The sequence below is a fragment of the Micrococcoides hystricis genome (assembly GCF_042434215.1).
Classification (GTDB): domain Bacteria; phylum Actinomycetota; class Actinomycetes; order Actinomycetales; family Micrococcaceae; genus Micrococcoides; species Micrococcoides hystricis.
In genome coordinates this window covers 244,839-269,164 of record NZ_JBHLUB010000032.1, presented here as the reverse complement: position 1 = coordinate 269,164, position 24,326 = coordinate 244,839, and the positions used below count along the sequence as shown (strand labels likewise).

Genomic DNA, 24,326 nt, shown 5'->3' with positions numbered 1-24,326 from the left:
GTGGGCGCCATGACGACCACTGTGCCCTCTTTGCAAAACCTGTCGACCGCCAAAAAACTCAACTGTTTTATCTCAGTTGATCCGAGCCTGTTTCCCGAGAATCCAGCCGCGGTGCCCGGCCCCGAGGAATTCGGTAAAGAGCAGCCGCTCACCCACGTGCCGTTCGTCGCCAAAGACATTGTTGATACCGGCGGGTTGTTTCCAACCACCGCTGGAACGCCGACCCTGCACAACTCTCGTCCGAAGTCCGTGGCCCCGGTGATTGCGGCCCTGCAGAAAGCCGGCGCCGTGTTGTACGGGACCACTAATCTGCACGAACTATCCTTTGGGATCACCTCAAACAACGCCCACACCGGTCCGGTTCGCAACCCGGTTGCCCCGGAACGCTCCGCCGGCGGTTCGTCCGGTGGCACGGCGGTTGCCGTCGCGCTCGGTCTGGCCCAGTTCGGGATTGCCGCGGACACGGGCGGCTCGGCCCGGCTGCCGGCGGCGTTCTGCGGGATCTACGGCTTTAGGCCAACCCACGGCCGGTACGACAGTGCCGGAGTCGTACCCATTTCGCCAACGCGGGACACCCTGGGGTTGATGGCCGACTCGATATCGACCATCGCCACTGTCGACGCGGTCATCACCGGAGAAGCCGCGTGGGATACGGACGAATTCGCTGACCTGCAAGGTTTGCGAATCGGGGTCGCCTCCGATGTCTTCGGACAGGCCTTCGACCCGGTCGTGGCCGAGGCGTTCACGCAGGCCCGCCACGCGCTGGCGCGGGCCGGTATCGAACTGGTCGAGGTGGATGTGAGCGCAGCTCAAGAGATCACCACGGAGATCTCCATGCCGCTGTGCTTGGCCGAATTCCCGCAGGCCTTGCAGGAGTACCTGGATGCCGCCGGCACCGGGCTCACCGTTTCCGAGGTGGCCGAGCAGGTTGCATCCCGGGATGTCCGCGCTGTCCTAGATGTTGCTCTGGCGTACGAGCACAACACCGAACAAGATCACGCGCAGCTGGCTGCACGCCGTTCCGAAGGACAAAAAGCATATGCGCAGGCGTTGGTCGAGGCGGACGTGGAGTTCTTGATTTACCCGACCTCGCCGGCACAAGCGCCTGAAATTGCCGCCGACGGCACCACCGAACACTTAGGCCAACGCGTTGACGCGTTCACCCTGCACACCGCGCACGCTCATCTGGCCGGCTGTCTGGGCTTTCCTGCGGCTAGTATCCAGGTCGCGAGCACCGGGCTGCCAGTAGGCATTGACGTGGCCGGTGGCTTCAACCAAGACCGTCGCGTGCTGGCACTGGCGGATCGGATGAGCGCCCTGCTGCTTTCTTAGATCCAGCCCTGCTCCCACGCGTGGCGGGCAGCTTGCGCCCGGCTGGAGGCCCCGAGTTTTTGGATTGCCTGGGCATGGTCTTCGGCACGAACCCGGTCACCCCGGTGGCCAGCGCACGGCGTAGCACTCCTGGCCGCGCATGTCTGGTGCAGATGATCATCTTGCAGGGCACCGATTTGGCGATCTGCTCTGCCGCGCCGATGCCGTCCAGTTCGGGCATTTCAAGATCGGGCACGCACACATCGGGACGGTGCTCTTTCACGGCCGCGACCGCCTCGGCCCCGTTGCTCACGGCAGCCAGCGCCTGCAGATCCTCTTCTAAGCCCAGCAGGGAAGTCAAGGCCCCTAAGAACATGGTCTCGTCATCTGCGAGAACCAGCGAGATCGTCTTTTCCATCACTAGCTCCATTTCGGATCGAGCGGCAGCCGGGCTTGCACCACGAATTCGTGACCGGAGTGCTGGAACGTCAGGCTACGGTGGGCCTGTTCGAATCGGCGTCGCAGCGTTGCCAGACCACTGCCAGCACCCACGTCATCTTGTCCGTCACGGCCTACACCATCATTGCCGATCTGCAACTGGATCGCAGACGAGTCCAGGAGCCAGCGCAGGCTGACATGGTGGGCATCGGAGTGCCGCAGGATGTTGGTGCTGGCCTCACGTAGCAGCATGCTGAAAAGTTGTTCCGCTTCAGCCGAGGGTAGCAGTGGCTCACCGATGACTTTCACGTCCATGCCTGCGGCCGCGAGCACATCTTGCACGTTGGCCAGTTCTGTCAGTAGATCCGTTTCCCGCAGTCCACGGACAAGCGTACTGGTTTCGGTCTGCGCGGATCTGATGAGTTCCCGGACCCGTTTGATGTGTTGCTGGGCTGCCGCCGGGTCGCGCTGCAGCAGCCGATCCGCCAACTCAGCCTCCAACGCGATGACTTGGAGGTTGTGTCCTTGAATGTCGTGCAGATCAGCCGCGATCCGGAGCCGTTCGCTGGTGCTGGCAAGTTGGGCGGCCAACCCTGATGCTTGAGCGGTACGCAGGTACAGGTCCCACATCCACACGCTCGAGACGATCATGAACGGGGTAATGGCTAAGAAGATGAACAACTCAACGTAGTGCTCCCCGAACCCTGCCACGATGTATCCCACGACGCCGGCCAGGACCAGACCGATCCCCCACCGACGCCAGGGTGGTCGCAGGAAACCAACCGCGACGCTCAGCCAGGCCAAGAAGACCAGTTGGAACCAGATCGTCAGCTCGTCAACCACGACCGAGAGCACAAACATGGCCAGTGATGGCAGCGCGCTGACCGCCAACAGCAACGGGTTGATGGGTGCACCGAAACCGGGCCTGAGGCGAATACAGATCAGGCCGGCCGATAGCACCGCTGCCGCATTCAAGGCATGCAACCATCAGATCCAACCGGTGGCAACACCATCACGGTTGTTCGCCATGACGATTAGGGCGGTGAAGAAACCGAACAGCAGCAGGAACAGCCACAGGGTGAGCAGCGTGTAGAGCCACATGCCTTTGAGCCGGCGTTGGGTCATGGCCGCATGCTGGGCCGGGGTGGTCACAGCTGTGGGTAATTGGCCGCTGGGACTGCTGGGAGCGATGTTCAAGGAGCTGGAACCTCTGATGGATCGAGACTGCTTCCCCACCATCCTAGAGCCCGTGACATCTGTCATGGTCGGCGCATGTATTTGCCCATATCAACTGCTGCGTTCTGACACTACTGGCCGACTCGCAAACTTGGAATCGTAGTAACTAAGCAACCCGCAAGGGAGACCAACAGTTACGAAAGGACTTCGCCATCATGCTTGAGGCACTACAAGAATTCACCGCTACCGTTCCAGCACTGTGGCAGTGGGCCGCAATCATCTTGGTCGCCGCCATCCCGTTTGTTGAGTCCTACTTCGGTTCAGTGTTGGGTGTCTTCGCTGGTCTGCCACTATGGATCGCCGTCGCCGCGGCCGTGATTGGCAACATCATCTCCATGCTGGTCTTCGTGTTCAGTGCAGATAAGGCCCGGCAAGGGGTCCTCGCTCGCCGCGGCGTTGACCCGAACAAGTACAGCAAGAAACGGCAACGCTTTTTGAAACTCTTTAACAAGTACGGCATTGCCGGGGTCAGCCTCCTGGGCCAGACCTTGTTGCCCAGCCAGATCACCTCGGCGATGCTGGTCTCGGTCACCGGCCAACGCAACAAGGTCATCGGCTGGCAGATCGTCTCGATCCTGCTGTGGGGTACCGCCTTCGGACTGTTAGCCACCGTCGGCGTGATCACCATTAGCGGCTAGTCAAAAGGTCTCAACAAAAAATCGGGCCCCGGCCGGACGGTAACTTAGCTTTTACCGCCGGACCGGGGCCCGTTAGCGTTATCGACGCTTTGAACGAAAAAGGCTACCGAACCCGTTCGCTTGCCGGTAGCCTTTCCGCAGCCTACTCCATCCATGAAGTGAGCACTCCTCTACTGTGCTAAAAAACTCAGCGTTTATCCAGCTGGGATTGAGGTTTTAGCGGAAACGTCATCACTTTGTGATCTTTCCTTCGTAAAAGGCCTCAATTCGGTCGGTTTGCACGATCTGTTTGCCCAAGGGGAACAGGGAAACCGGGATCATTTTCAGGTTGGCCAGCCCCAGCGGAATCCCGATGATGGAGATGAACATCGGGATCGCGGTGAGAACGTGGCCGACCGCGATCCAGATTCCGGCCACCAACACCCAGATGACGTTGCCGACCACGGACCAGCCCGAGGGTTTCAAGTGCTTGTCCACGATCATCCTGCCGAACGGCCACAACGCGAAAGAAGCCATCCGGAAGGAGGCGATCCCGAACGGAATGGTGACGATGAAGATCATGCAGATAATTCCGGCGGCAAAGTAGCCCAGCGCCAACCACAAACCGCCGAAGACCAACCAGATGATGTTAAGCAGAGCTTTCATGCTCCTAGTATCCCGTGCTTAGCCTAGTACTGGAAAGGCGATTTGCGTTACAGAGCCACGGCAGGGTCCAGTTCCGGTGTTCCCGGTGGCCTATTATGTGACAGAAGCACTCTTTGCTTCGGACGTCATTTAGGCAAGGCCATACTGATGAGCTCGACTTCTTTTTCTCACCGCACCCGCCGCACGCGCACCCGGCTGATCACCGCCGGGAGCATTGCCGCCCTCGTGGCCGCATCATTGACCGCGTGCCAACCGTCGCTGCCCTCACCCAATGAGACAGCCCGTGCGGTCGCCGAAAGTCTGAACAGTGGGGACTTCTCCACTGTGCCCCAGACCGAAGATTCGGTAGCCCCGGACCTAGAGAAGGCATTCGCCGCCCTAACCAAGGCGGAGCGGACCGTAGAACTGGTTGGTGCCGAGCAGCACCCCCAGGACGAAGACAACAAGGACGCAGCTCCGACTGCCACCGCGACCTACAAGACCAGCTGGGACTTCTCCGGTATCGGGATCGATAAGGAATGGGACTACACCAGCACCGCCGAATTGGTCTACGACGAAGAAGCCGAACAGTGGCAGGCCACGCTCTCCCCATCCTTAGCTGCTCCGGAATTGGATGAGGGCGAAGTCATTAGCTATCAGGCCACCGCCGGAAAGCGTGGCAAGATCCTTGGCGCGAACAAAGAGTCCATCGTGACCGATCGGCCCGTGCGCGTGATCGGCCTAGACAAGACCGACCTTGACGATGACCAGGCGGCCGCGAGCGCCCGACAGCTGGCCGCGGCCCTGAATATCGGGGTCGACGATTACGTGGCGAAAGTCGCCGGCTACCCGGAGAACTCATTCGTGGAAGCACTCACGCTGCGCGCCGACGAGTACCAAGACAGCATGACCGCCGGGATCACCGGGGCGACCGCCAAAGAATCGACGCTGCCCTTGGCCCCCAGCCGGGCCTACGCCAACGGGATCTTCGGGACCGTTGGGGAAGCGACCGCCGAAGACCTAGAGAAAGCCGAAAAAGCGGAGAAGCCGCTGCCGCGTGGCGTACTGGTTGGCCAATCCGGCATCCAACAGACCCAAAACAAGGCGTTGACCGGCGACTACGGGTTGACCCTGTACGCCGGCAAGGACGAGATCTTGGAGCTGCCGGCAACCGACGGCAAGAACGTGCGCTCCTCCATCGATGTCGAGCTGCAGAAAGCCGCCACCGAAACGCTGGCCAACACCGGCCACAACTCCGCTATCGTAGCGATCCGCCCCTCCGACGGAGCCGTGCTCGCCGCCGTTTCCGGGCCGGGAGAAAATGCTGCCCCGGTTGCGACTCAGTACCGCTACGCCCCTGGCTCAACATTTAAACTGGTGACCGCGTTGGGCATGCTGCGCAATGGCATCACCCCGGAGACCGAAGTCGAGTGCCCAGCTACCACTCTGGCGGCCGGCCAAGTGTTTAAAAACTACGACGCTTACCCGGCGCAGTATCTGGGCACGATTCCGTTTGCCACGGCCATCGCCCAGTCCTGCAATACCGTCTTTGCAAACCAGTGGGACACCGTGACCGGCCCCAAGCTGGGTGAAGCCGCCGCCGCTCTGGGGTTGAACAATGACGCCAAGATGGGTGTCGAAGGCCTGTTCATGGGTTCGGTACCGACCGATTCGGAAGGCAACCTGCACGCAGCCAACCTCTTCGGTCAGGGCGTCATCGAAACCTCCGTGCTGGGCATGGCGACGGTGACAGCTTCCATCGCAAAGGGCGCGACCGTGACACCGAAGTTCGTACTCGAGCCCGAACTGGCCGACGGCAAGGCCCCGGCAAAACCGCTGACGGAAGAAGAAGGCGCCGCCCTGAAATCCATGATGGCTGGCACCGTGGAGAACGGCACCTTGCCGATCCTGCAGGAGCTGCCAGCACCGAAAGCCCAAGCCAAGACCGGCACCGCCGAATTCATCCACCAAGGTGAGGAAGAAGCCCACACGTGGGTGGTCGCCATCCACGGGGACCTCGCGGTGGCCGTCTTCGTCGAGATTGGTTGGGGCGGGGCCATCACCAGCGGCCCGCTGGCCAAAGACTTCTTGATCCGCGCCCATGAGATTCAGAAAGACCGAGACAACTAGTTCCTGATGAACCAACAGCCTGACACCCCGGACACGCAACATATCAGCCCTAGCGCCGAACAGGCCAAACGCACCGGAAAGTTTCGCACCAAGCCGGTCTCATTTGTGCGCCGCGGCAACCGGCTCAACCCGCGCCGCCAAAAGGTCTGGGACGAGCTGAAAGACCAGTACGTGTTGCACCTGGACCGCGACGAAGCCTCAACCTCCGTCTCACCTGATGTCGAACTCGATCTGGCCCAGGTATACGGCAACACCAATCCGTTGATCGTTGAGATTGGCACCGGTCAGGGCGAGAACCTAGCAGCCGCGGCGGCCCGACACCGCGACAAGAACTTCCTCGCGGTAGAGGTCTACACCCCGGGCATCGCCGGACTGTTGGTCCAGGTCAAGGCCGAGCAGTTAGAGAACGTGCGTGCCATCGAGGCCAATGCCCCGGAGGTGCTCGCCCACACCTTGCCTGCCGGCTCGGTCAGCGAACTGTGGATCTACTTCCCGGATCCGTGGCATAAGAAAAAGCACCACAAGCGCCGGATGATCACGGCCGAGTTCTTGGACGTGGTCGCCCGGGCGCTCGCCCCCGGCGGCATCGTCCGGCTAGCCACCGACTGGTCCGGGTACGCCGAACAGATGCGCGCCATCTTTGGGGCTGATCCTCGTTTCCAGAACGTTCACGCCGGCGAGCGTGCCGGGCAGGACTCCCCGCTGACCAAGGTCAGAGCTGAAGGGTTGGAGAAAGAAGACCCGCTGCCAGCAGCTGACGCCCTCGACACCGAAGGCGGTTGGGCCCCACGCTTTGAAGGCCGGGTGCTGACCAACTTCGAGTCGAAGGCCCACCGCGCCGGACGTGAGATTTTTGATCTCACCTTCCGTTTCGCAGAACAGGCATAACGGCCACGGAGTGGCGCTAGCGCCCCGTAACAAGGGGAGCTACCACAAAGTATGAACTACGCTTAGTAGTTACTATGAACACTCCACCACCAAAAAAGAAGACTCCGAACCCGCTGGGGGCGGCCCGCAGAGCGCTGGACCGCATCACCCCGGCCCGCCGCTATCCCGACGGTGTGCACCCGGCGCTGGTGCCGGGTATCTCCGTTGACGAGCAGCGCTACCGTTACGGTACGGACAAGATCGTGTTCTGGATTACCGGTCTTGCGCTGATCGCGTTCGTGGTGTGGGGTGTGACCTCGCCGTTCTCGGTCTCGGTCGTCTCCTCCCAGCTGTTCGGCTGGGTGATCACCAACGCCGGCTGGTTGTTCAACCTGGTGGCCGCGGTCTGTCTGGTGTACCTGCTGGCGATCGCGTTCTCCAAGTACGGCAACATCCGGCTAGGCCGCGACGATGAGAAACCGGAGTTTTCCCGCTTCTCCTGGGTCGCGATGCTGTTCGCCGCCGGTATCGGTATCGGCATGTTCTTCTTCGGTCCCTCCGAGCCGCTGGGCTACTTCTTGGATCCGCCTCCGGAGACCTTCGCCCAGGGCACCCCGGAGTCGCTGCACCAAGCGATCGCGCAGACGACCTATCACTGGGGCCTGCACGCTTGGGCCATGTACACCCTGGTCGGTGGCGCTATCGCCTACTCCACGTACCGGCGCGGCCGGGTGCCGCTGCTGTCGGCGATCTTCACCACGATCTTGGGTAAGAGCCCGTCGAAGAACTGGGTCAGCAAGATCATCGACATCGCTGCGATCTTCGCCACCGTTTTCGGGACCGCCGCCTCCCTGGGGTTGGCGGCCATGTCGATCGGTGAGGGTGTCAAGATTGTCGCCGGCTGGGATGAGGTCTCCAACGCTGTCCTCATTGGTATTTTGGCTATCCTGACGGCTGCGTTCATCGTCTCCGCCGTCTCCGGTGTGGCCCGCGGTATTCGTTACCTCTCCAACATCAACATGACTCTGACCTTCGGGTTCATGATCTTCATCTTTGCCCTCGGCCCCACCCTGTTCTTGCTGAACTTGGTGCCTTCCGGGCTGATGTTCTACTTCGACCAGATGTTCGCCATGATGTCCAAGTCCGTCTCGTGGGGTCCGGAGGCCGAAGAGTTCCAGTCCCTGTGGACCGTGTTCTACTGGGCCTGGTGGATCTCCTGGACCCCGTTTGTGGGTACCTTCATCTCCCGTATTTCCCGGGGCCGGACCATCCGCGAGTTCATCCTAGTGGTCCTGTTCGTGCCGACCTTGGTGCTGCACACTGCCTACACCATCATGGGCGGGACCACGATCTACTTCTCGCGGGAGGGCCGCGAAGGCTTCGACGGGTCCCTGACTCAGGCCGAACTGCTTTTCAACCTGATCGATCAGTTCCCGCTGGCCCCGATCATCACCATCGTGGTCATGATCTGTCTGGCGATCTTCTTCGTCACCAGCGCCGACTCGGCCTCAGTCATCATGGGCACCTTGTCCCAGCGCGGTGACACCAACCCGAAGAAGGGTGGGGTGATCTTCTGGGGTCTGGCCATGATGGGCATCGCCGTGGTCATGCTGCTGACCGGTGGCGAGACCGCGCTGACCGGCCTACAGAACCTGGTCATCATTACGGCGCTGCCGTTCGCGCTGGTGTTGCTGTTCACCATGTACGCCTTCTACCGGGAGCTGCGGACCGATCCGTACTCGCTGCGCCAACGCTACGCCCGCCGGGCCGTGGCCACCGCGGTCCGCCGCGGTCTGGCCGACTACGGGGACGAGTTTGAGATCTCCGTGGAGCGAGCCCGGGAAGGTTACTCTGCTGCCGGGGACATTGATTCCACGGCCGAGGAGCTGACCGGGTGGTACGTCCGACATGATGAGGATGGCGAACCGGTAGCATACGACTACGAGACCAACAGTTATGCTGATGGATGGGTCAACCCAGATCCAACGCCCCAGGAGGTACCCCAGAGTGATGAAACTGCCGCCGCTGATTCGGCCGAGCAGCCCGCAACGGATGAACCGTCCGCTTCGTCCAACCCGGATGACGGTACCACTGGTTCCCGTTCCTGAAGGCCATAGCGCACTATATTGGGCGTCACCACCACGGTTCATGGAAGAACTGGGGACCAGTGTTGGTCCGCTGCGGCACTGCCGGCACACCCGCGGCGGGGTCTAGATTTGTGGCACCTGAAGCGGCACGGAAACAGTTTTCGACGATTTTGAATCTTAACCTGTAACTTTTCTGACGGGCACGACTTTTTTACGGTCGGGGTGCCATACTATGAAATCAAGACCAGCGCCCGCAGGGGTGCGGGCTCGAATTTAATCACTCGCACTGACGACCTTCAGGGAGATCAGATGAAAAAGACCAAACTCGCCATTGCGGCAACGGCCCTTGTCTTCGGGCTGACCGCCTGCATTCCTGCCCCGGGCCCTTCCGGCGGTGAAACCACTCCACCACCAGCCGGTGGCGGCGAAACCAGCCCAGGTGGCGGCGGCGGCGTTGTGTCCCCGGCCCCAGGCGGCGGCGAAAACTCCCCGGGTGGTGGCGAAAGCTCGCCAGCTCCAGATGGCGGTGAGAACTCCCCAGGTGGTGGCGGCGAAGGCCCAGCCACCAACGAAGCCAAGTTCGGTGACACCTACCGCTGGGAAGACGGCTTGGAGATCACCATCGGCAAGCCAACCGATGCTGAGTTCGCCAACAAGTACGAAGAAGAGCGGGCCACCGGTGACGTCGTAGCGTTCTCGGTCTCCGTGACCAACGGTTCCGACGAGAACATCGAAGCCAGCCGGGTCAACATGAAGGTTGTCTCCGACGGTTCCGAGGCCTCCACCTTCTACGGCTCGAACTACCGCTCCCCATCCTCCTCCATCCGCCCAGGCAAGTCCCTGAAGTGGAACGTCGCCTACGAAGTGGCTGACAAGTCTGACCTTGAGATGGAAGTTAGCTTCTACGACCAGGTCCACGAGGAAGTCTTCTTCACTCAGGAGTAAGTAAAGAGAGCTAACTCTCTAAAACACAAATAACTGTGGCCGGGTTCCTTGTCTTAGGTACCCGGCCACTTTTGTGTTGAGGACTAGTCCCGTCCGATCGCCAGAATGCGGCGGGTCCGCGCGGCCGGTAGCGGCAGTGGCCTTACGAACATACTGGCCCGGCCGGCCCCGAAGGTGGTGACACCACCGGTGCCGTCGGCCACGAAGACCCGCGCGTCGGTGCCCTCCTCGGTGGGCCGCAGCGATGCCCGGGCGGCGATGTTCAGTTGCCGCACCCGGTTCTGCAGCCCGGAGACCCTGTCTTGCAGGGCTTGGACTTCGGCTTCCAGTTCTAGGATCCGCCGGATCCCTTCCAGGGACACTCCGTCTTGGGAGAGGGTTTGGATTTGACGCAGTCGGGCCACGTCACGGGCCGAGTAGCGGCGGTGCCGTCCGCCTTGGCGGCGGGGCACCACCAGACCCAGCCGGTCGTATTGACGCAGGGTCTGCGGGTGCATGTCCGCCAGTTGAGCCGCGACGGAGATCAGGTAGACCGGCGCGTTCTCACCTATGAAGTTCTCGTTCATTTGTCTCTGACCTCCTCACACAGCTGGTTTTTTTACAGTCGCGCGTCAGCCATCAGCGAGGCGCGCGGGTTCTCGTTCTCGGTGGCTTCCTTGAAGGCCTCCACGGCCGCCTTAGCGGCGTCGTTGAGGTTCTGCGGGACCTTGATTTCAAGGCTGACCAGCAGATCCCCGGTCCGCTTCTTGGTGCTGACACCCCGGCCTTTCAAGCGCAGGGTCCGCCCGGAGTTGGATCCGGCCGGGACCTTCATGGTGACGGTGCCCCCGTCCAGGGTGGGTACCTGGATTTGGGCGCCGAGCGCGGCCTCATCGAAGCTGACCGGCACGGTGATGCGGATGTTGTCGCCATCACGTTTGAACAGTTTGTGTTCGCGCACGTTGACGGTCACCAGCAGGTCACCGGGTCCGGCTTGGCCGGGTTCGCCTTTGCCGGCCACCCGCACTTTTTGCCCGTCCCGGATCCCGGCGGGGATCCGCACGTCGATGGTTTCCCCGGACTGGGGCACCCGGAACTTGACCGTGGTGCCCTTGATGGAGCCGCCGAAGGAGATGGTGGTTGCCGCGGTGCGGTCTGCACCCTTGGTAGGTTGGCCGTAGCCGCCACCGAATGGGCTGCCGCCGAAGCCGCCGCCCCCACCGAATTGGCCGAACAGGTCGGACAGATCCGGCCCGCCCTGGGTGGAGTAGGAGTAGTTGCGGCCGCCACCGCCACCGAACATGTCCCCAAAGAGGTCCTCGAAGCCGGCGTTGGAGGCGCCTGCCCCACCGGCGGTGAAGCGGGCCCCGGAGCCCATGGCCCGGATGGCGTCGTATTCTTTGCGCTGTTCCGGGTCGGAGAGCACCGAGTTCGCCTCGGTGATGTCCTTGAACTTCTTTTCCGCGGCCGCGTCCCCGGCGTTGGTGTCCGGGTGGTACTTGCGGGCGAGTTTGCGGTACGCCTTCTTGATGTCCGCGTCGGTGGCGTCTTTGGAGACACCCAGAACCTGGTAAAAGTCTTTTTCAAGCCAATCTTGTGAGGCCATGGTGCCTCCCTTCTGTGTTGTTGTTAGTGGTGTTTGCTGGTGTTTTTTCGGTCATTAAGCCCCGGTGGAGACGATGACTTGGGCTGCGCGCAGCAGCCGGTCGCCGTGTTTGTAGCCTAGGCGGAGCACTTGGGCGACGTGGTCTGCCGGGATCTCTTCGTTGGGTGCCTGCAGCATGGCCTCGTGGATGTTCGGGTCGAACTCCACCCCGACCTCCCCGATGACTTCCAGGCCCTGGCCTTCGAGGACGGACTCGAGTTTGCGCACAATGGCGGCAAACGGGCCGTCGGTCAGGTCCCCGTGTTCGCGGGCGGCGCTGATGTCATCGAAGACCGGGATGAGGGAGGAGAAGACCGAACCGATGGCGTTGTTCTTGGCCACGTCCCGGTCCCGCTCCACGCGGTTGCGGTAGTTGACATACTCGGCTTGCAGCCGGCGCAGGTCATTGAGGAGGTCTTCTTCGCGGTCCGTGTGGCTCTGTTCTTCCACGTCCGCGACGATGGCCTCAGCCTCGGCGATCGCTTCCTCGGCGGCCGCGTCAGTTGCGGCCTGGTCGGCCTGCTCGGCCTGTTCGGGGTTGGGCTGGTCGTTGGGCTGCTCGTTGTTGTTCTCGTCGGGCAGATCGTTGTTCTGCTCAGTCATGGGGCTCCTTCAGGTCTGCAGCCGGGGGGGGCTGGGTGTTTCAAGCTGATGCGCCGGTGGGCTGGGCCGTGGCGTGTGCCTACGATCCCAGCCCACCGGCAACGGTTGTGTCAGAAGAGGAAGTAGGGGTTACTTCTTCTCTTCGTCTTCGTCGACGACCTCGGCGTCAACGATGTCCTCATCGTCGGCACCTGCGGTTGGGGCCTCTTCGGCACCTTCGGCGGAAGCGTCAGCCTGAGCCTGTGCGTAGAGGGCCTCACCCAGCTTGGTCTGGGATTCCTGGAGCTTGTCGAACGCGGCCTTGACCTCGTCGTCGTTGTCCTGGGATTCCAGTGCCTTCTTCAGGGCGTCAACGTCGGCCTGGACTTCGTCCTTGACCTCGGCTGGCAGCTTGTCCTCGTTGTCCTTGATGAGCTTCTCCACGGAGTACGCGGCCTGTTCGGCGTTGTTGCGGGTCTCCTGGGCTTCACGGCGGGCCTTGTCCTCAGAGGCGTGCTCCTCGGCTTCGCGAACCATCCGGTCAATGTCTTCCTTGGACAGGGAGGAGCCACCGGTGATGGTCATCGACTGCTCGGTACCGGTGCCCTTGTCCTTAGCGGAGACGTGCACGATGCCGTTGGCGTCGATGTCGAAGGTGACCTCGATCTGTGGCAGCCCGCGTGGTGCTGGGGCGATGCCGGTCAGTTCGAAGGTACCCAGTGGCTTGTTGTCCCGGGTGAACTCGCGTTCGCCCTGGAACACCTGGATGGAGACCGAAGGCTGGTTGTCTTCGGCGGTGGTGAAGGTTTCCGAGCGCTTGGTCGGGATCGCGGTGTTGCGTTCGATGAGCTTGGTCATCACACCACCCTTGGTTTCAATACCCAGGGACAGTGGGGTGACGTCGATCAGCAGCACGTCCTTGCGTTCGCCCTTGAGCACACCGGCCTGCAGTGCGGCGCCGATGGCGACGACCTCGTCCGGGTTCACACCCTTGTTTGGTTCCTTGCCGGTCATGTCCTTGACCAGTTCGGTCACCGCTGGCATGCGGGTGGAGCCACCGACCAGGACCACGTGGTCGATGTCGGAGATGGAGACACCGGCTTCACGCACAACGTCTTCGAATGGCTTCTTGGTCCGGTCCAGCAGGTCCTGGGTCAGTTCTTGGAACTTGGCACGGGAGAGGTGCTCGTCCAAGTGCACTGGGCCTTCCGGGGTGACGGAGAGGTACTGCAGGGAGATGTTGGTGCTGGTGGCCGAGGACAGTTCCTTCTTGGCCTGCTCAGCGGCTTCCTTCAAACGCTGCAGGGCGATCTTGTCACCGGAGAGGTCGATGCCCTTGGTCTTCAGGGACTGCAGCAGCCAGTCCACGATGCGCTGATCCCAGTCGTCACCACCGAGGCGGTTGTCACCGGCGGTTGCGCGGACCTGAATGGTGGAGAAGTCGTCTTCGTCCTTGCCAACTTCCAGCAGGGAGACGTCGAAGGTACCGCCACCGAGGTCGAAGACCAAGATGAGCTCATCTTCTTTACCCTTATCCAGGCCGTAGGCCAGCGCGGCTGCGGTTGGCTCGTTGACAATGCGCAGCACGTTCATACCGGCGATCTCGCCGGCTTCCTTGGTGGCCTGACGCTCGGCGTCGTTGAAGTAGGCCGGTACGGTGATGACGGCGTCGGTGACGTCCTCGCCCAAGTAGGCTTCAGCGTCGTGCTTGAGCTTCATCAGGGTACGGGCAGAGATTTCCTGCGCGGTGTACTTCTTGTCGTCGATGTCGATGGACCAGTCGGTGCCCATGTGACGCTTGACGGAAGCGATGGTGCGGTCAACGTTGTTGACGGCCTGACGCTTGGCCACTTCACCAACCAGGACGTCGCCGCCCTTGGAGAAAGCAACCACGGATGGAGTGGTGCGACCGCCTTCGGCGTTCGCGATAACGGTGGGTTCGCCACCTTCCAGTACGGAGACAACGGAGTTGGTGGTACCGAGATCAATACCTACTGCACGAGACATATGTGTGTGTCCTTCCAAATGCTGACTAACAATCTTAAGCCGAGCTGACTCAACTTCGGTCAGTTGCGACGTCTGGAAACGATTCTTCACGAGAATCTTCCGCACTGTCAAACTAACTTGAGTGAAGCTGGCTCAACTTTGGCTTTCGATAGGTACAACTATCGGTAGGCGTGGTTTATTTCCCGGTTGCAGAAGTTTGTGCCAAAAACTTTTTAGCCGGCCACCAGATCCGCTCTCCCAGCTCGAAACCGACCGCCGGGATCAGCAGCGTGCGGACGATCAGGGTATCCAGCAGAACGCCGAAGGCGACTAGGAAGGCCAGCTGAGCCATGAACATCAGCGGAATGACGCCCAAGGCCGCGAAGGTGGTGGCCAGCACGATGCCCGCGGAGGTAATCACCGAGCCGGTCACGGTCAGCGCCTTGGACAAGCCCGGTCGCGCGCCGATCTTGCCGGCCTCCTCCCGGGTTCGGGTCATCAGGAAGATGGTGTAGTCCACGCCGAGCGCCACTAGGAAGACGAACCCGAACAGCGGCACCGTGGGGTCCGCCCCGGAGAACCCGAAGATGTGGGTGAACACCAAAGAGGAGACGCCGAGTGCGGTGAAGAAGGAGATCGTGGTGGCGATGATCAATAGCAGCGGCGCCAAGAAGGAGCGCAGCAGGATGATCAGAATGACGAAGACGGCTGCCAGGATCAGCGGCACCAGCAGGACCAAGTCACGCTGGGCGGTTTCGGTCGTGTCCACGAACACCGCGGTCTCCCCGCCAACCAGAACATCCGGGTCTTCTCCGCGCAGTTCGTCCCGCAGCTGGGTCACCACGGCCTTGGACTCATCCGAGTCGGCCGGGTGTTTCAGGTTGGCCGAGAGCAAGACTTTATCCTCGACGACCTTGGCCGCCCGGATATCTGGTGCCGGTTGGCCCTCTTCGGTCGTGACCGTGACATCGGTCAGCTCGTGGTTGTCGCTGAGGAGATCAAATACTTGCTCGGCTTTGTCCTCGGCGGTCACCACGTTGACCGGGGAGCCAATGTCCGCGCCGAAGAATTCTTCAAGCTTGTCTTGGCCCTCTTTCGCGTCGGAGGCACCCAAGATGGTTTCGGATTGCGCCACCCCTTCGGCCCGGAATCCGGAGACGAAACCGGCCCCGGCCAGCAAGGCGATCAGGGTGATGATCCAGACCGGACGGGCATGCGCCTGCACCCACTGGGAGATCTTGCGCCAGCGCGGGTGGGCGTACTCGTCGTCCGAGGCGTGCTCGGCACTGCGATCAAACTTGGGGATGGATGGCCAGAAAATCACTCTTCGGCCCACGGCCAACAAAGCCGGCAGGAACGTCAGTGAGGCGGCCATGGCGGCCACGATCCCGATCGCCGCGATCGGGCCGAGCGAACGGTTGGAGTTCAGCTCGGAGAACAACAGCAGCAGCAAAGCCGCGATCACGGTTCCGCCGGAGGCCAAAATCGCCCCTAAGCTGGCGCGCCACGCTTTGAGCAGGGCGCTGATGTGGTTTTCTTCGCTCATCAATTCTTCGCGGTAGCGAGCCACCAGCAGCAGCGAATAGTCGGTGGCGGCACCAATCACCAGAATGGACAGGATGCCCTGGGACTGGCCGTTGAGCTGGATGAGCTGTTCCTTGGCCAGGAAGTAGACGCCTAAGATCGCGACCGACAGCGCGGTGACGGAGTTCATCAGCACGATGATCGGCAGCAGCACGGACCGGTAGACGATGATGAGGATGACGAAGACGGCCACCAAAGCGACGATCAACAACAGCCCGTCGATACCGGAGAACGCCTCGCCCAGATCAGCGCTCAGCCCGGCCGGGCCGGTGACATTTGCCGTGTAGTTCTCATTCAAATCACTGGAAAGGACATCCCGCAGCTCTTCAACGACCTCGGTCGATTCGTGGTCGGCCGTATCTAGCAAGACCGTGAACTGAACGGCTTTGGGGTCCTGTTCATCGTTGGGGATGGGGCCAATGGCTTGAACTACGCCGTCAATGTCTTTCAGGGTTTCGGAGAGCTCACCGAACTCGGCGAGGTCTTCCCGGCCCAAGGTTTCTTGGTCGTAGTCCGTAATCACCACGACGGCCGGGATCACGTCTTCTTCACTGAACTTTTCTTGCCAGTCAATCGCCCTGGTTGATTCGGCGTCCGCCGGCAAGAAGGTCGCCTGCTCGTTGGAGGAGACCGAAGAGATCTTCCCGAAAGTCGGCCCACCAAACCCTGCGCCGGCAAGCCACACGCCAATCAGAAGAAGTGGAAGGAGGATGCGGAGCAGGCGTTGAGTGTTCATACGAACTTCTTCCTTGCAGGGCTATGGAGATTGCGGCGTATTCAAATGTGGTTATTGGATGGTCGCGGTGAGCCGGAAAACGTTGTCCAACCATTTGGTCCGTGGCGAACGGTTCTCCCACTCATCCAAGGAAAGCTTTGGACTTTCAGCCTTGTACGAATCGATGATCTTGTCCAGTTCCCCCGTGATAGTTTCACCCAGCGCCATCACAGAAATCTCAAGGTTCAAGGAGAAGGACCGCATGTCCATGTTGGAGGACCCGAACACGGAGACCTCACCATCAACGGTCAGGATCTTGGCGTGTAGGATGTCCGGCACCGGGTACCGGTAGATATTCACACCCGCCTCTAACAGGGCCTGATAGTAGGACTGTTGGGCATGGGAGACCATCATCTGATCTGATTGCTCCGAGACGAACAGCTCTACCTCAACTCCCTGCTGGACCGCGATGGTAACGGCATACAACAGTGTGTCATCCGGCACGAAGTACGGGGTGACGATGCGGACCCGTTCTTGGGCCGCATAAATCAGGGTGTTGAACAGGCGCAGGTTGTTTTCTGTGGCGTAACCGGGCCCGGAGGGCACCACCTGGGTGGCCACGCCGCCACCCCCGTGCGGCTGTACTTCTGCCGGCGGTACCTTACGCAGGTCTTCTTCCAGGCTGGCGTCAGATTCCATGAGCCAGTCGGAGGCGAAAGCAACGTTGAGGCCGCTGACGATTGGACCGGTGCAGCGGGCCATGATCTCGACCCATTCCCGACCCATCTTGTGGGACTTGGCCCGGTTATAGCCCGGCTCGATTAGGTTCTGGCTGCCGGTGTAGCCAATATCGCCGTCAATGACCACGATCTTGCGGTGGTTCCGCAGATCGAACCGGCGCCAGAGCCCCCGCAACGGCTGCAGCGGAAGCGCCTTGCGAACGTGAATTTTGGTGCCATTGAGATACCTCAGCAGCGTCCGATACCCGGAGGTGCGCATGGTGCCTAAGTGATCAAAGAGCAGGCGAACCTTGACACCGCGTTCGGCGGCAGCGGCCATGGACTCATACACCGGTTTGGCGACTTCTTCGTCCCAGCCCAGAATGTAAAACTCGATGTTCACGTACTCTTTGGCGTTATCGATGTCCTCGGCGATCCGCTTCAGAACGGCCCGATAATCGGTGATGAACTCGAGCTCATTCCCATCCAGCATGGGGAACCCGGTCAGATCGTGATTGAGGTGGACGGCAGTCAACCAGCGCTTGTCCACATTGCTGGCCTCGTCCGGCAGCTTCAGGTGTTCGGTGTTCTCCCGCAAGTAGTCGTTGATGATCTGCTGGGCTTCGCGGCGCCGATTAGAGAGTTTGTAGGTCCCGAAAAGCAGGAACAGAATAATGCCGGGCAACGGCACAAAGAAGATAAGCAACAGCCAAGCCATGGCCGTGGTGGGGCGACGGTTGCCGGGGATGATACCCAGCATGAGTACGCGCACGGCCAGTTCCAGCACGAAGAGCACAGCGACTGCCCACTCCGGCAAAAACGCAGTCAACGTAATGGGCCAGCCCAACACGACTCCTTGAGTGCAAACAGTAGACAATAATTCCCTCTAGCTTATGCCCATGTTTGCGCACCGTGTGTATTCTGATGGCATGAGCCAGCCCACTGATGCAGCCCTCGTTTTCCTTGACCCGAACTACCCTGCCGGACGCATCGCAGATCCCACCCAGCCGCAGATCTTGGTCACCGATGAAGGCTTGACTCGTGGCGATGGTGTTTTCGAAACCATGCTGGCTGTCGATGGCAAGGTCAGAAAGCTGGGTCTGCACCTGAACCGGCTCGCCTCGTCAGCCAATATCTGCACGTTGCCGATCCCACCCGAGCAGGCGTGGGAAGCCGCCATCCAGACCGCCGTGGAGACCTTGAGGAAACAGCGCCCGGAGTTCACCGAGATGACCGTGAAGCTCACCGCCACGCGCGGCGTCTCCGGTATGGGCAGCACCTGCTGGGTATTGGCCACCGGAGTGCCGGAGTCCACCATCCGGCAACGCGAAAACGGTGTCGACGTGATCCTGCTAGATAAGGGTCACGACGCGGCTGCCAACCATCGGGCCCCGTGGCTACTGATGGGCGCCAAGACGCTGTCCTGCGCGGTCAACATGTCCGCGCTTCGCTACGCCAAAGCTCAGGGCAAAGACGACGTCATCTTCCACACCTCCGAAGGACGGGTCCTAGAAGGCCCCACCTCCACCGTGCTCATGGTCAAGATCGATCAGCAGACCGGGGTGCCGACCCTGATCACCCCGCGGCTGGAAACCGGGGTGCTGCCAGGCACCACACAGGGCGCCATCTTCGCCGGTGCGGAAGACTCCGGGTGGGACTTAGGGTATGGGCCGGTGACCACCGAAGAGCTCTTGCAGATGGATGCGGTGTGGCTCGTGTCCTCCGTACGCCTGATCACGCCGGTCTTGAGCTTGGATAATCAGCCGATGGGACAGCACCCAGAAATTACCGCCAAGCTCACCGAATTCTTGCTGGCAGGTGCGCACTAGTCATCGCTGACGTGATCACTAGACTTTTGCTTGTCCAAGTCATTGGCACTTTCTGGCTGGCACGCGTTTTCTTCTACAACAGTGAAGTGATCTTGGGTGAAGCCGCTTGAATCCCGTGTGTGCTGAGCCAAGACCTTGGATGAGGTTACCTGAAGCGGGTTTGCTTGATATTGTCCGCCAATGATCGCAGAAAAAAGCGTATCCCGCGCAGATTTTTGCAGGGCACGTAACCGCCGATAATCGGTAATGTGACGGATCACGATAGCACTTCCCTCAGCGTGAATTCCCGCAATTGAGATGAGAGACCTATCCGTTTCGGGATCTATTGCGTGACGTGCCAAGTATCCGATATCTGCTTCCACCCCATCGAAGTCTCGTCTCGATCTGAATGTCTTGTTTTCAACAAGGTCGTCTAAAACGTAGTCATTATTAGCAACCCGGAACCGGACTGCTTCATCGCGATCCAGAACATCTTTGACCACGGAGGATGATTTGGGTCCGCAAATGAGGACGATGGCAGGGTCACTCAGATCGATGCGACCATTGGGTTTGATGAACTTGTAATTTACGGAGATCCCGAACTTTGCTAAAAAGCGGATAATTCATGGGCCGCAACAAAGTCGGCTTCCGCGATTGCAGTTCGTCGGTCCAAGGTTCGAAGCGGAAAGTAAGTAGTTACAGTTTCGCCACCAAAAAACTTCCGAACTCGAGACCGTTTGAAGCGCTGACGAGACCACCGGATTACCGGAAGCCCCAAGGCAACCACAATCCACACGATGCGCTCTGCCCAATCTAGAAAGAGAGCCGAGTGTTCTAAAAGTTCTATCCACCTACAGCTGCGGACATATCGTCAACCGCACCCGATTCTTCTAAACGTTGATGGCGCAATTGAAGTAGACACTCTTCGAGATTGGAAGTCAGAGCTTCCCACGCTGTTTCACGGTTGCCCAAAAACTTTCCGATCTCGCCATATACACCATCGGACATGAGGACGATTCCTCTGGCATTTTCAAACCGGTGATGAACGGCTTCTTCGGCCGCCTTCGGATCTGCACCAACCACCCAGAATCCGTTTTCCTTGTTACGCCACCGATCTTCCTCACTCAGAAGTTCCTGCGTGAGTTTTTTCGCTTCCGTGATGTTCCCCTGTTGACGGGCTAGTTGCCGCTTGGCTCTAATCTGGGCACCAACATTCTGCAGTCTGTTGTCTTGAATCCCGGCATGGTCACCAAGTTCTGTACGAACGAGAGCGCCTGCATCACCCAAGACAAGCAATTCAATCGCTGTCGGATGTAGTCGTGCCAGTGAAATGGTTGCAGAGGGGTGCCACCCGGTGGTGGTCGATCTGGCTTCGACGATTGCCTGCTTTAATAACTCCTGAAGACTTAGCGAAGGTGAATCACGCGCAAGTTGTGCAATCTTTGCACTGAGCTTGGTGACCCAAGCTGCAACCGTCATGTTTTCTTCCGTCGAAGCACGTGTGGCACCGTCTATCACCCAAAGAGTGCTGTTCTCCCTGCCCCAAACATCTTGCTGAACATGTTCGCTGCCTCGAATGGCGATGCCATCGGTCAATGTCTTTAGCAATTTTTTCACCTCCTCACCTCTGACCCTAATTCGTTTTGACTTTCATGCCGCTTCTTCCAACACCCTTCCAAGGCTCTTCGTGCCTCATATGGCAGCTGTGGAGAAGCCTGATTCCTAGGATGCTACTTTGACATTGGCTCAAATTCATCTGTCTCGTCAAACTTCCCAACGCACGTCAGCTGCTTCCTTGTCCTGGCGCCAACCTCGCCATGAGGACTGACGGACTTTGTTCTGCCGGGTGCGACCGGCCAAAGAGATTTCCGCAACGAGCTTCGGTGTCACCCACCACGCATCAGCTTGGTCTTCGGTCGGAACATCGTCGACAGCGGGGGTCTTGCGTTGTAGTTTTCGTAGTCGTCGTTCGATGTCTGCGAGCTCGCTATCGGAGAAGCCGGTGCCTACTCGGCCCGCGTAGCGCAGCTCGCCACTGTCATCCGGTACTGCCAGCAGTAAAGAACCGATCCCGCCGGACCGGGACCCTTTACCTTCGCGAGCGCCGATAACAACGGCCTCTTGGTGTTGTTGAGTTTTCAGCTTCAGCCACGCCGAGCTTCGTTTCCCGGACTCGTAGGTGCTGTCACGGCGCTTGGCCACCACGCCTTCCAGACCAAGTGTGTGACTCGCCTTGATCGCTTGGGCCAGTCGTCCGGTGTGTGCCGGCGGCACGGCAACGTGCTCACCCGCTTCCAGCACCTCGGTCAGTACCGAACGGCGTTCCTCGTAGGTCTTCTCTTGTAGAGATGTTCCGTTGTGTTCAAGGATGTCGAACACCATGTAGCGTAGCTCAGCCTCTGGCGGCGGAGCTTTTTCTTCTCGTAGCACAGCTTGTAAGTGGCTGAAGTCCGGGCGTCCTTTTTCATTCAGGGCGACCAGTTCACCATCAAGGATGGCGTCTTCCTTTACCAGTTCGCTCAATTCAGCGGCTTCTGGGAACAGTCCTGTGATGTCTTTACCGTTACGGCTGGATAACGTGACACCGGCCGAGTCGACTGCGGCGATGACTCGGTAGCCATCCCATTTCATTTCGAACGCCCACTTATGACCGTCTTCTTCCGCGAGCCGGACATCCGCTTCAGAGCCAGTCGTGGCCAACATTGGTGCCGGGAGTTCCCGATCGGGAGCTGACGGCTCGGAGGCCTGTTCGGGGTCGGGCGCCGATTCGTCTGGTTGGTCTTTCATCAACTGCAGCAACCAGGTGTTTTTCCCGTCCATTCCTTTTGTTCTGATGAGGACAAAGCGTCGGGGCACCCCACCTAGTCCGCCGTCCGGTTTGCCGTGCAGCACGGCAATGATTTCTTTCCCGTCCCGCCATTTCTCCCGTTCGTAGGTGCCGCTATCCCAGATTGTGACCTCACCAGCGCCGTACTCCCCTTTCGGAATGGTGCCTTCGAAGCTGCCGTACTCAAGGGGATGGTCTTCGGTTTGGACGGCGAGCCGGTTGATGTTCCGTTTTAGCGGCACTCCCTTGGGGACCGCCCAGCTGACCAACACCCCAGAATGCTCTAGCCGGAAGTCCCAGTGCAACCGACTTGCGTGGTGTTCTTGGATAACGAAGCTTGGCTGGTCGTTATCTTCGACTACCACCCGCGTACTCGGTACCGGTTCCGCTGTCTTTTGCGCATCCCGCATGGACCGATAGGTCTCGAGCCGGTCTGCTCCCAGATCAGCAATTGGGTCGTTGCCCTTTTCTAGCCGTGCGAGCACCTCTTCAAAACCCAGCTGGCGCAACTTCGGGTCGGCAAGTTCCTCCCACGTTCGCGGCGCTGCCACGGTGGGTTTGGCACGGCCACGCAAGGAGTACGGACTGATGGTGGTTTTTGCGGCGCTATTTTGGCTCCAATCGACAAAAACTTTGCCGGCCCGGTCTGCTCGTTTCATTCGTGAGATCACCTCATCAGGGTGATCAGCTTCCAAGGCTTTGGCGAGTTCGTGTGCCACCGCAGAGATTTGGTCTGAATTGTGTTTTCCATCTAACGCCGCGTACAGATGGATACCCTTTGACCCGGAGGTCACCGGGTAGGTGGGCATCCCCATGTCCTCGAGAATCTCTCGACACCACTGTGCTACTTCCGCGCATTCTGCCAGTCCGACCCCTTCACCTGGGTCGAGATCCAAAACTAGGCGGTCCGGGTTTTTAGGTTGCCCGTTGCGGCCGAAACGCCACTGCGGAGTATGAAGTTCAAGAGCGGCGACTTGCCCGAACCATGCGAGCACCGCTGGCTCGTCGGCAAGCGGGTAGGTGTTTGTCCCGCTCTTGTGTTTGATCTTACCGGTCGGGATCCAGCCCGGGGCGGAGTCTTCGAGGTCTTTGCGAAAGAACACCTTCCCTGGGTCTTCCGCCGTCCCCACACCGTCTACCCAACGCTTTCTTGTCACCGGGCGTCAGGTTAGGAGTGGAATGAGCGCGTCCGCGACCGATAGGTAGTAGTGAATGACATCGGCCTTGGTTGTCCCAGTTTCCGGATACAGGACCTTGTCCAAGTTGGTCACGGATAAGCTGTGACCGCCGACTTCAAACTTTTTGGCCTTTCGCGGCATCCGCACAACCCTTCCTCTATAGACTCATGCTATGCGAGCTATCTGGACCGGTGCCATCACTTTCGGCCTCGTCAATGTCCCCGTCAAGGTGTACAGCGCGACAGAGGACCATGACATCTCTTTCCATCAAGTCCACGATGCGGACGGTGGGCGGATCCGCTATGAGCGGCGTTGCGAGGTGTGCGGCAAGAAGATCGAGTACAAGCACATCGATAAGGCTTACGAGTCAGGAGATGATACCGTCATCATCACCGATGAGGACTTCGCGGCCCTGCCACAAGCGGAGAATGACGAGATCGAGGTGGTTCAGTTCGTCCCCTCCGATCAGATCGATCCGATCATGCTGGAAAACACCTACTACCTCGAGCCGGAAGGTAAGTCGCCTAAGTCTTATTTGCTGCTGCGGCAGACGCTTGAAGACACGGACCGGACAGCGGTTGTGACATTTGCGCTGCGGAACAAGACCCGGTTGGGTGTGCTGCGGGTCCGTGGCAAGGTGTTAGTACTACAGGGCCTGCTCTGGGCTGATGAGATCCGTGACGTCGACTTCAAGGGCACCAAGTCGCGGGCGAAAATCAGCGATAAAGAACTTGAATTGGCAGGAGCACTCGTCGACCAGTTCGCTTCAGACTTTACTCCGCAGGATTTCGAGGACGAGTATCAAGTCGAGCTGCGCAAGCTGATCGATGCGAAGCTCGAGGCCGGAGACACCCTCGACACCGAGGCGACCTTCGGCGAGAAACCCGAGGATGAAGATACCGGAGACGACGCCGACGTGGTCGATCTGATGGAAGCGCTGAAATCCTCTCTGGATCGAAAACGTTCGGCGAAGAAAACGACGAAGAAGTCCACCAAGAAGTCTTCCAAGAGCGCCTGATCGTAGCCT

At 59.9% G+C, this 24,326-nt stretch carries 20 protein-coding genes and 1 pseudogene; 8 read left to right on the top strand and 13 right to left on the bottom strand.

Annotated elements, in window-relative coordinates; translation table 11 throughout:
- The first annotated feature begins 9 nt into the window (after window positions 1-9).
- The gene (locus ACFFFR_RS11550) at window positions 10-1,332 is read left to right on the top strand and encodes an amidase family protein (protein ID WP_377460617.1); all 1,323 of its coding nucleotides are present in this window, start codon (window positions 10-12) and stop codon (window positions 1,330-1,332) included.
- On the opposite strand, the gene ACFFFR_RS11545 is transcribed toward ACFFFR_RS11550, so the two are convergent.
- Genes ACFFFR_RS11545 through ACFFFR_RS11535 form a run of 3 tightly spaced genes read right to left on the bottom strand, consistent with a single transcriptional unit; the run spans window position 1,271 to window position 2,946 of the window.
- Window positions 1,271-1,729, bottom strand: a complete 459-nt coding sequence (locus tag ACFFFR_RS11545) for a response regulator (RefSeq protein ID WP_377460613.1) — start codon at window positions 1,727-1,729, stop codon at window positions 1,271-1,273. The two genes, ACFFFR_RS11550 and ACFFFR_RS11545, sit on opposite strands and share 62 nt — an antisense overlap.
- A 2-nt stretch (window positions 1,730-1,731) precedes the next feature.
- Complete coding sequence (locus ACFFFR_RS11540; protein WP_377460612.1) at window positions 1,732-2,733, bottom strand: sensor histidine kinase; 1,002 nt, start codon at window positions 2,731-2,733, stop codon at window positions 1,732-1,734.
- A gap of 3 nt (window positions 2,734-2,736) precedes the next feature.
- Window positions 2,737-2,946, bottom strand: a complete 210-nt coding sequence (locus tag ACFFFR_RS11535) for a hypothetical protein (RefSeq protein WP_377460610.1) — start codon at window positions 2,944-2,946, stop codon at window positions 2,737-2,739.
- Window positions 2,947-3,140: 194 nt separating this feature from the next.
- On the opposite strand from ACFFFR_RS11535, the gene ACFFFR_RS11530 reads away from it, so the two are divergent.
- A complete protein-coding gene (locus tag ACFFFR_RS11530; RefSeq protein ID WP_377460608.1) occupies window positions 3,141-3,623 on the top strand; it encodes a hypothetical protein in 483 nt (160 codons plus the stop codon).
- Window positions 3,624-3,854: 231 nt separating this feature from the next.
- On the opposite strand, the gene ACFFFR_RS11525 is transcribed toward ACFFFR_RS11530, so the two are convergent.
- Window positions 3,855-4,268 carry a YccF domain-containing protein gene (locus tag ACFFFR_RS11525; protein ID WP_377460607.1) on the bottom strand — a complete coding sequence of 138 codons (414 nt, stop codon included), beginning with the start codon at window positions 4,266-4,268 and terminating at the stop codon, window positions 3,855-3,857.
- Between the two features lie 147 nt (window positions 4,269-4,415).
- On the opposite strand from ACFFFR_RS11525, the gene ACFFFR_RS11520 reads away from it, so the two are divergent.
- From ACFFFR_RS11520 to ACFFFR_RS11505, 4 genes are all read left to right on the top strand, one after another.
- On the top strand, window positions 4,416-6,377 hold the full coding sequence (locus ACFFFR_RS11520) for a penicillin-binding transpeptidase domain-containing protein (RefSeq protein ID WP_377460605.1): 1,962 nt from the start codon (window positions 4,416-4,418) through the stop codon (window positions 6,375-6,377).
- A gap of 6 nt (window positions 6,378-6,383) precedes the next feature.
- On the top strand, window positions 6,384-7,265 hold the full coding sequence (gene trmB, locus ACFFFR_RS11515; RefSeq protein ID WP_377460603.1) for a tRNA (guanosine(46)-N7)-methyltransferase TrmB: 882 nt from the start codon (window positions 6,384-6,386) through the stop codon (window positions 7,263-7,265).
- Between the two features lie 74 nt (window positions 7,266-7,339).
- On the top strand, window positions 7,340-9,352 hold the full coding sequence (locus tag ACFFFR_RS11510) for a BCCT family transporter (RefSeq protein ID WP_377460601.1): 2,013 nt from the start codon (window positions 7,340-7,342) through the stop codon (window positions 9,350-9,352).
- Window positions 9,353-9,640: 288 nt separating this feature from the next.
- Window positions 9,641-10,276: a DUF5067 domain-containing protein gene (locus ACFFFR_RS11505; RefSeq protein ID WP_377460600.1), complete on the top strand. Its 636-nt coding sequence runs from the start codon at window positions 9,641-9,643 to the stop codon at window positions 10,274-10,276.
- Between the two features lie 83 nt (window positions 10,277-10,359).
- On the opposite strand, the gene ACFFFR_RS11500 is transcribed toward ACFFFR_RS11505, so the two are convergent.
- The 6 genes from ACFFFR_RS11500 to cls all read right to left on the bottom strand — a co-directional run bounded on the left by ACFFFR_RS11500 (window position 10,360) and on the right by cls (window position 18,333).
- Window positions 10,360-10,842: a heat shock protein transcriptional repressor HspR gene (locus ACFFFR_RS11500; RefSeq protein WP_377460598.1), complete on the bottom strand. Its 483-nt coding sequence runs from the start codon at window positions 10,840-10,842 to the stop codon at window positions 10,360-10,362.
- 32 nt (window positions 10,843-10,874) lie between these two features.
- Window positions 10,875-11,861 (bottom strand): DnaJ C-terminal domain-containing protein, encoded by a 987-nt coding sequence (locus ACFFFR_RS11495; protein WP_377460596.1) that lies wholly within the window; start codon window positions 11,859-11,861, stop codon window positions 10,875-10,877.
- 54 nt (window positions 11,862-11,915) lie between these two features.
- Complete coding sequence (locus tag ACFFFR_RS11490) at window positions 11,916-12,503, bottom strand: nucleotide exchange factor GrpE (protein ID WP_377460594.1); 588 nt, start codon at window positions 12,501-12,503, stop codon at window positions 11,916-11,918.
- Between the two features lie 129 nt (window positions 12,504-12,632).
- Entirely contained in the window at window positions 12,633-14,489 is a 1,857-nt protein-coding gene (gene dnaK / locus ACFFFR_RS11485) for a molecular chaperone DnaK (RefSeq protein ID WP_377460593.1), read from the bottom strand.
- A gap of 175 nt (window positions 14,490-14,664) precedes the next feature.
- Window positions 14,665-16,788, bottom strand: coding sequence for an MMPL family transporter (locus ACFFFR_RS11480; protein ID WP_377460591.1), 2,124 nt, complete (start codon window positions 16,786-16,788; stop codon window positions 14,665-14,667).
- A 51-nt stretch (window positions 16,789-16,839) separates the two neighbouring features.
- Window positions 16,840-18,333: a cardiolipin synthase gene (gene cls / locus ACFFFR_RS11475; protein WP_377460590.1), complete on the bottom strand. Its 1,494-nt coding sequence runs from the start codon at window positions 18,331-18,333 to the stop codon at window positions 16,840-16,842.
- Between the two features lie 82 nt (window positions 18,334-18,415).
- Between cls and ACFFFR_RS11470 the strand changes: the two genes are divergently transcribed.
- Window positions 18,416-19,315, top strand: a complete 900-nt coding sequence (locus ACFFFR_RS11470; RefSeq protein WP_377460588.1) for an aminodeoxychorismate lyase — start codon at window positions 18,416-18,418, stop codon at window positions 19,313-19,315.
- On the opposite strand, the gene ACFFFR_RS11465 is transcribed toward ACFFFR_RS11470, so the two are convergent.
- The 3 genes and pseudogenes from ACFFFR_RS11465 to ACFFFR_RS11455 all read right to left on the bottom strand — a co-directional run bounded on the left by ACFFFR_RS11465 (window position 19,312) and on the right by ACFFFR_RS11455 (window position 23,440).
- Window positions 19,312-19,797, bottom strand: a complete 486-nt coding sequence (locus ACFFFR_RS11465) for a hypothetical protein (protein WP_377460586.1) — start codon at window positions 19,795-19,797, stop codon at window positions 19,312-19,314. The two genes, ACFFFR_RS11470 and ACFFFR_RS11465, sit on opposite strands and share 4 nt — an antisense overlap.
- 340 nt (window positions 19,798-20,137) lie before the next feature.
- On the bottom strand, window positions 20,138-20,911 hold the full coding sequence (locus tag ACFFFR_RS11460) for a hypothetical protein (RefSeq protein ID WP_377460584.1): 774 nt from the start codon (window positions 20,909-20,911) through the stop codon (window positions 20,138-20,140).
- 147 nt (window positions 20,912-21,058) lie between these two features.
- Window positions 21,059-23,440, bottom strand: a pseudogene (locus ACFFFR_RS11455) (ATP-dependent DNA ligase).
- A 31-nt stretch (window positions 23,441-23,471) separates the two neighbouring features.
- Here ACFFFR_RS11455 and ku point away from each other — a divergent pair.
- Window positions 23,472-24,317, top strand: a complete 846-nt coding sequence (ku, locus tag ACFFFR_RS11450) for a non-homologous end joining protein Ku (RefSeq protein WP_377460582.1) — start codon at window positions 23,472-23,474, stop codon at window positions 24,315-24,317.
- Window positions 24,318-24,326 lie beyond the last annotated feature (9 nt).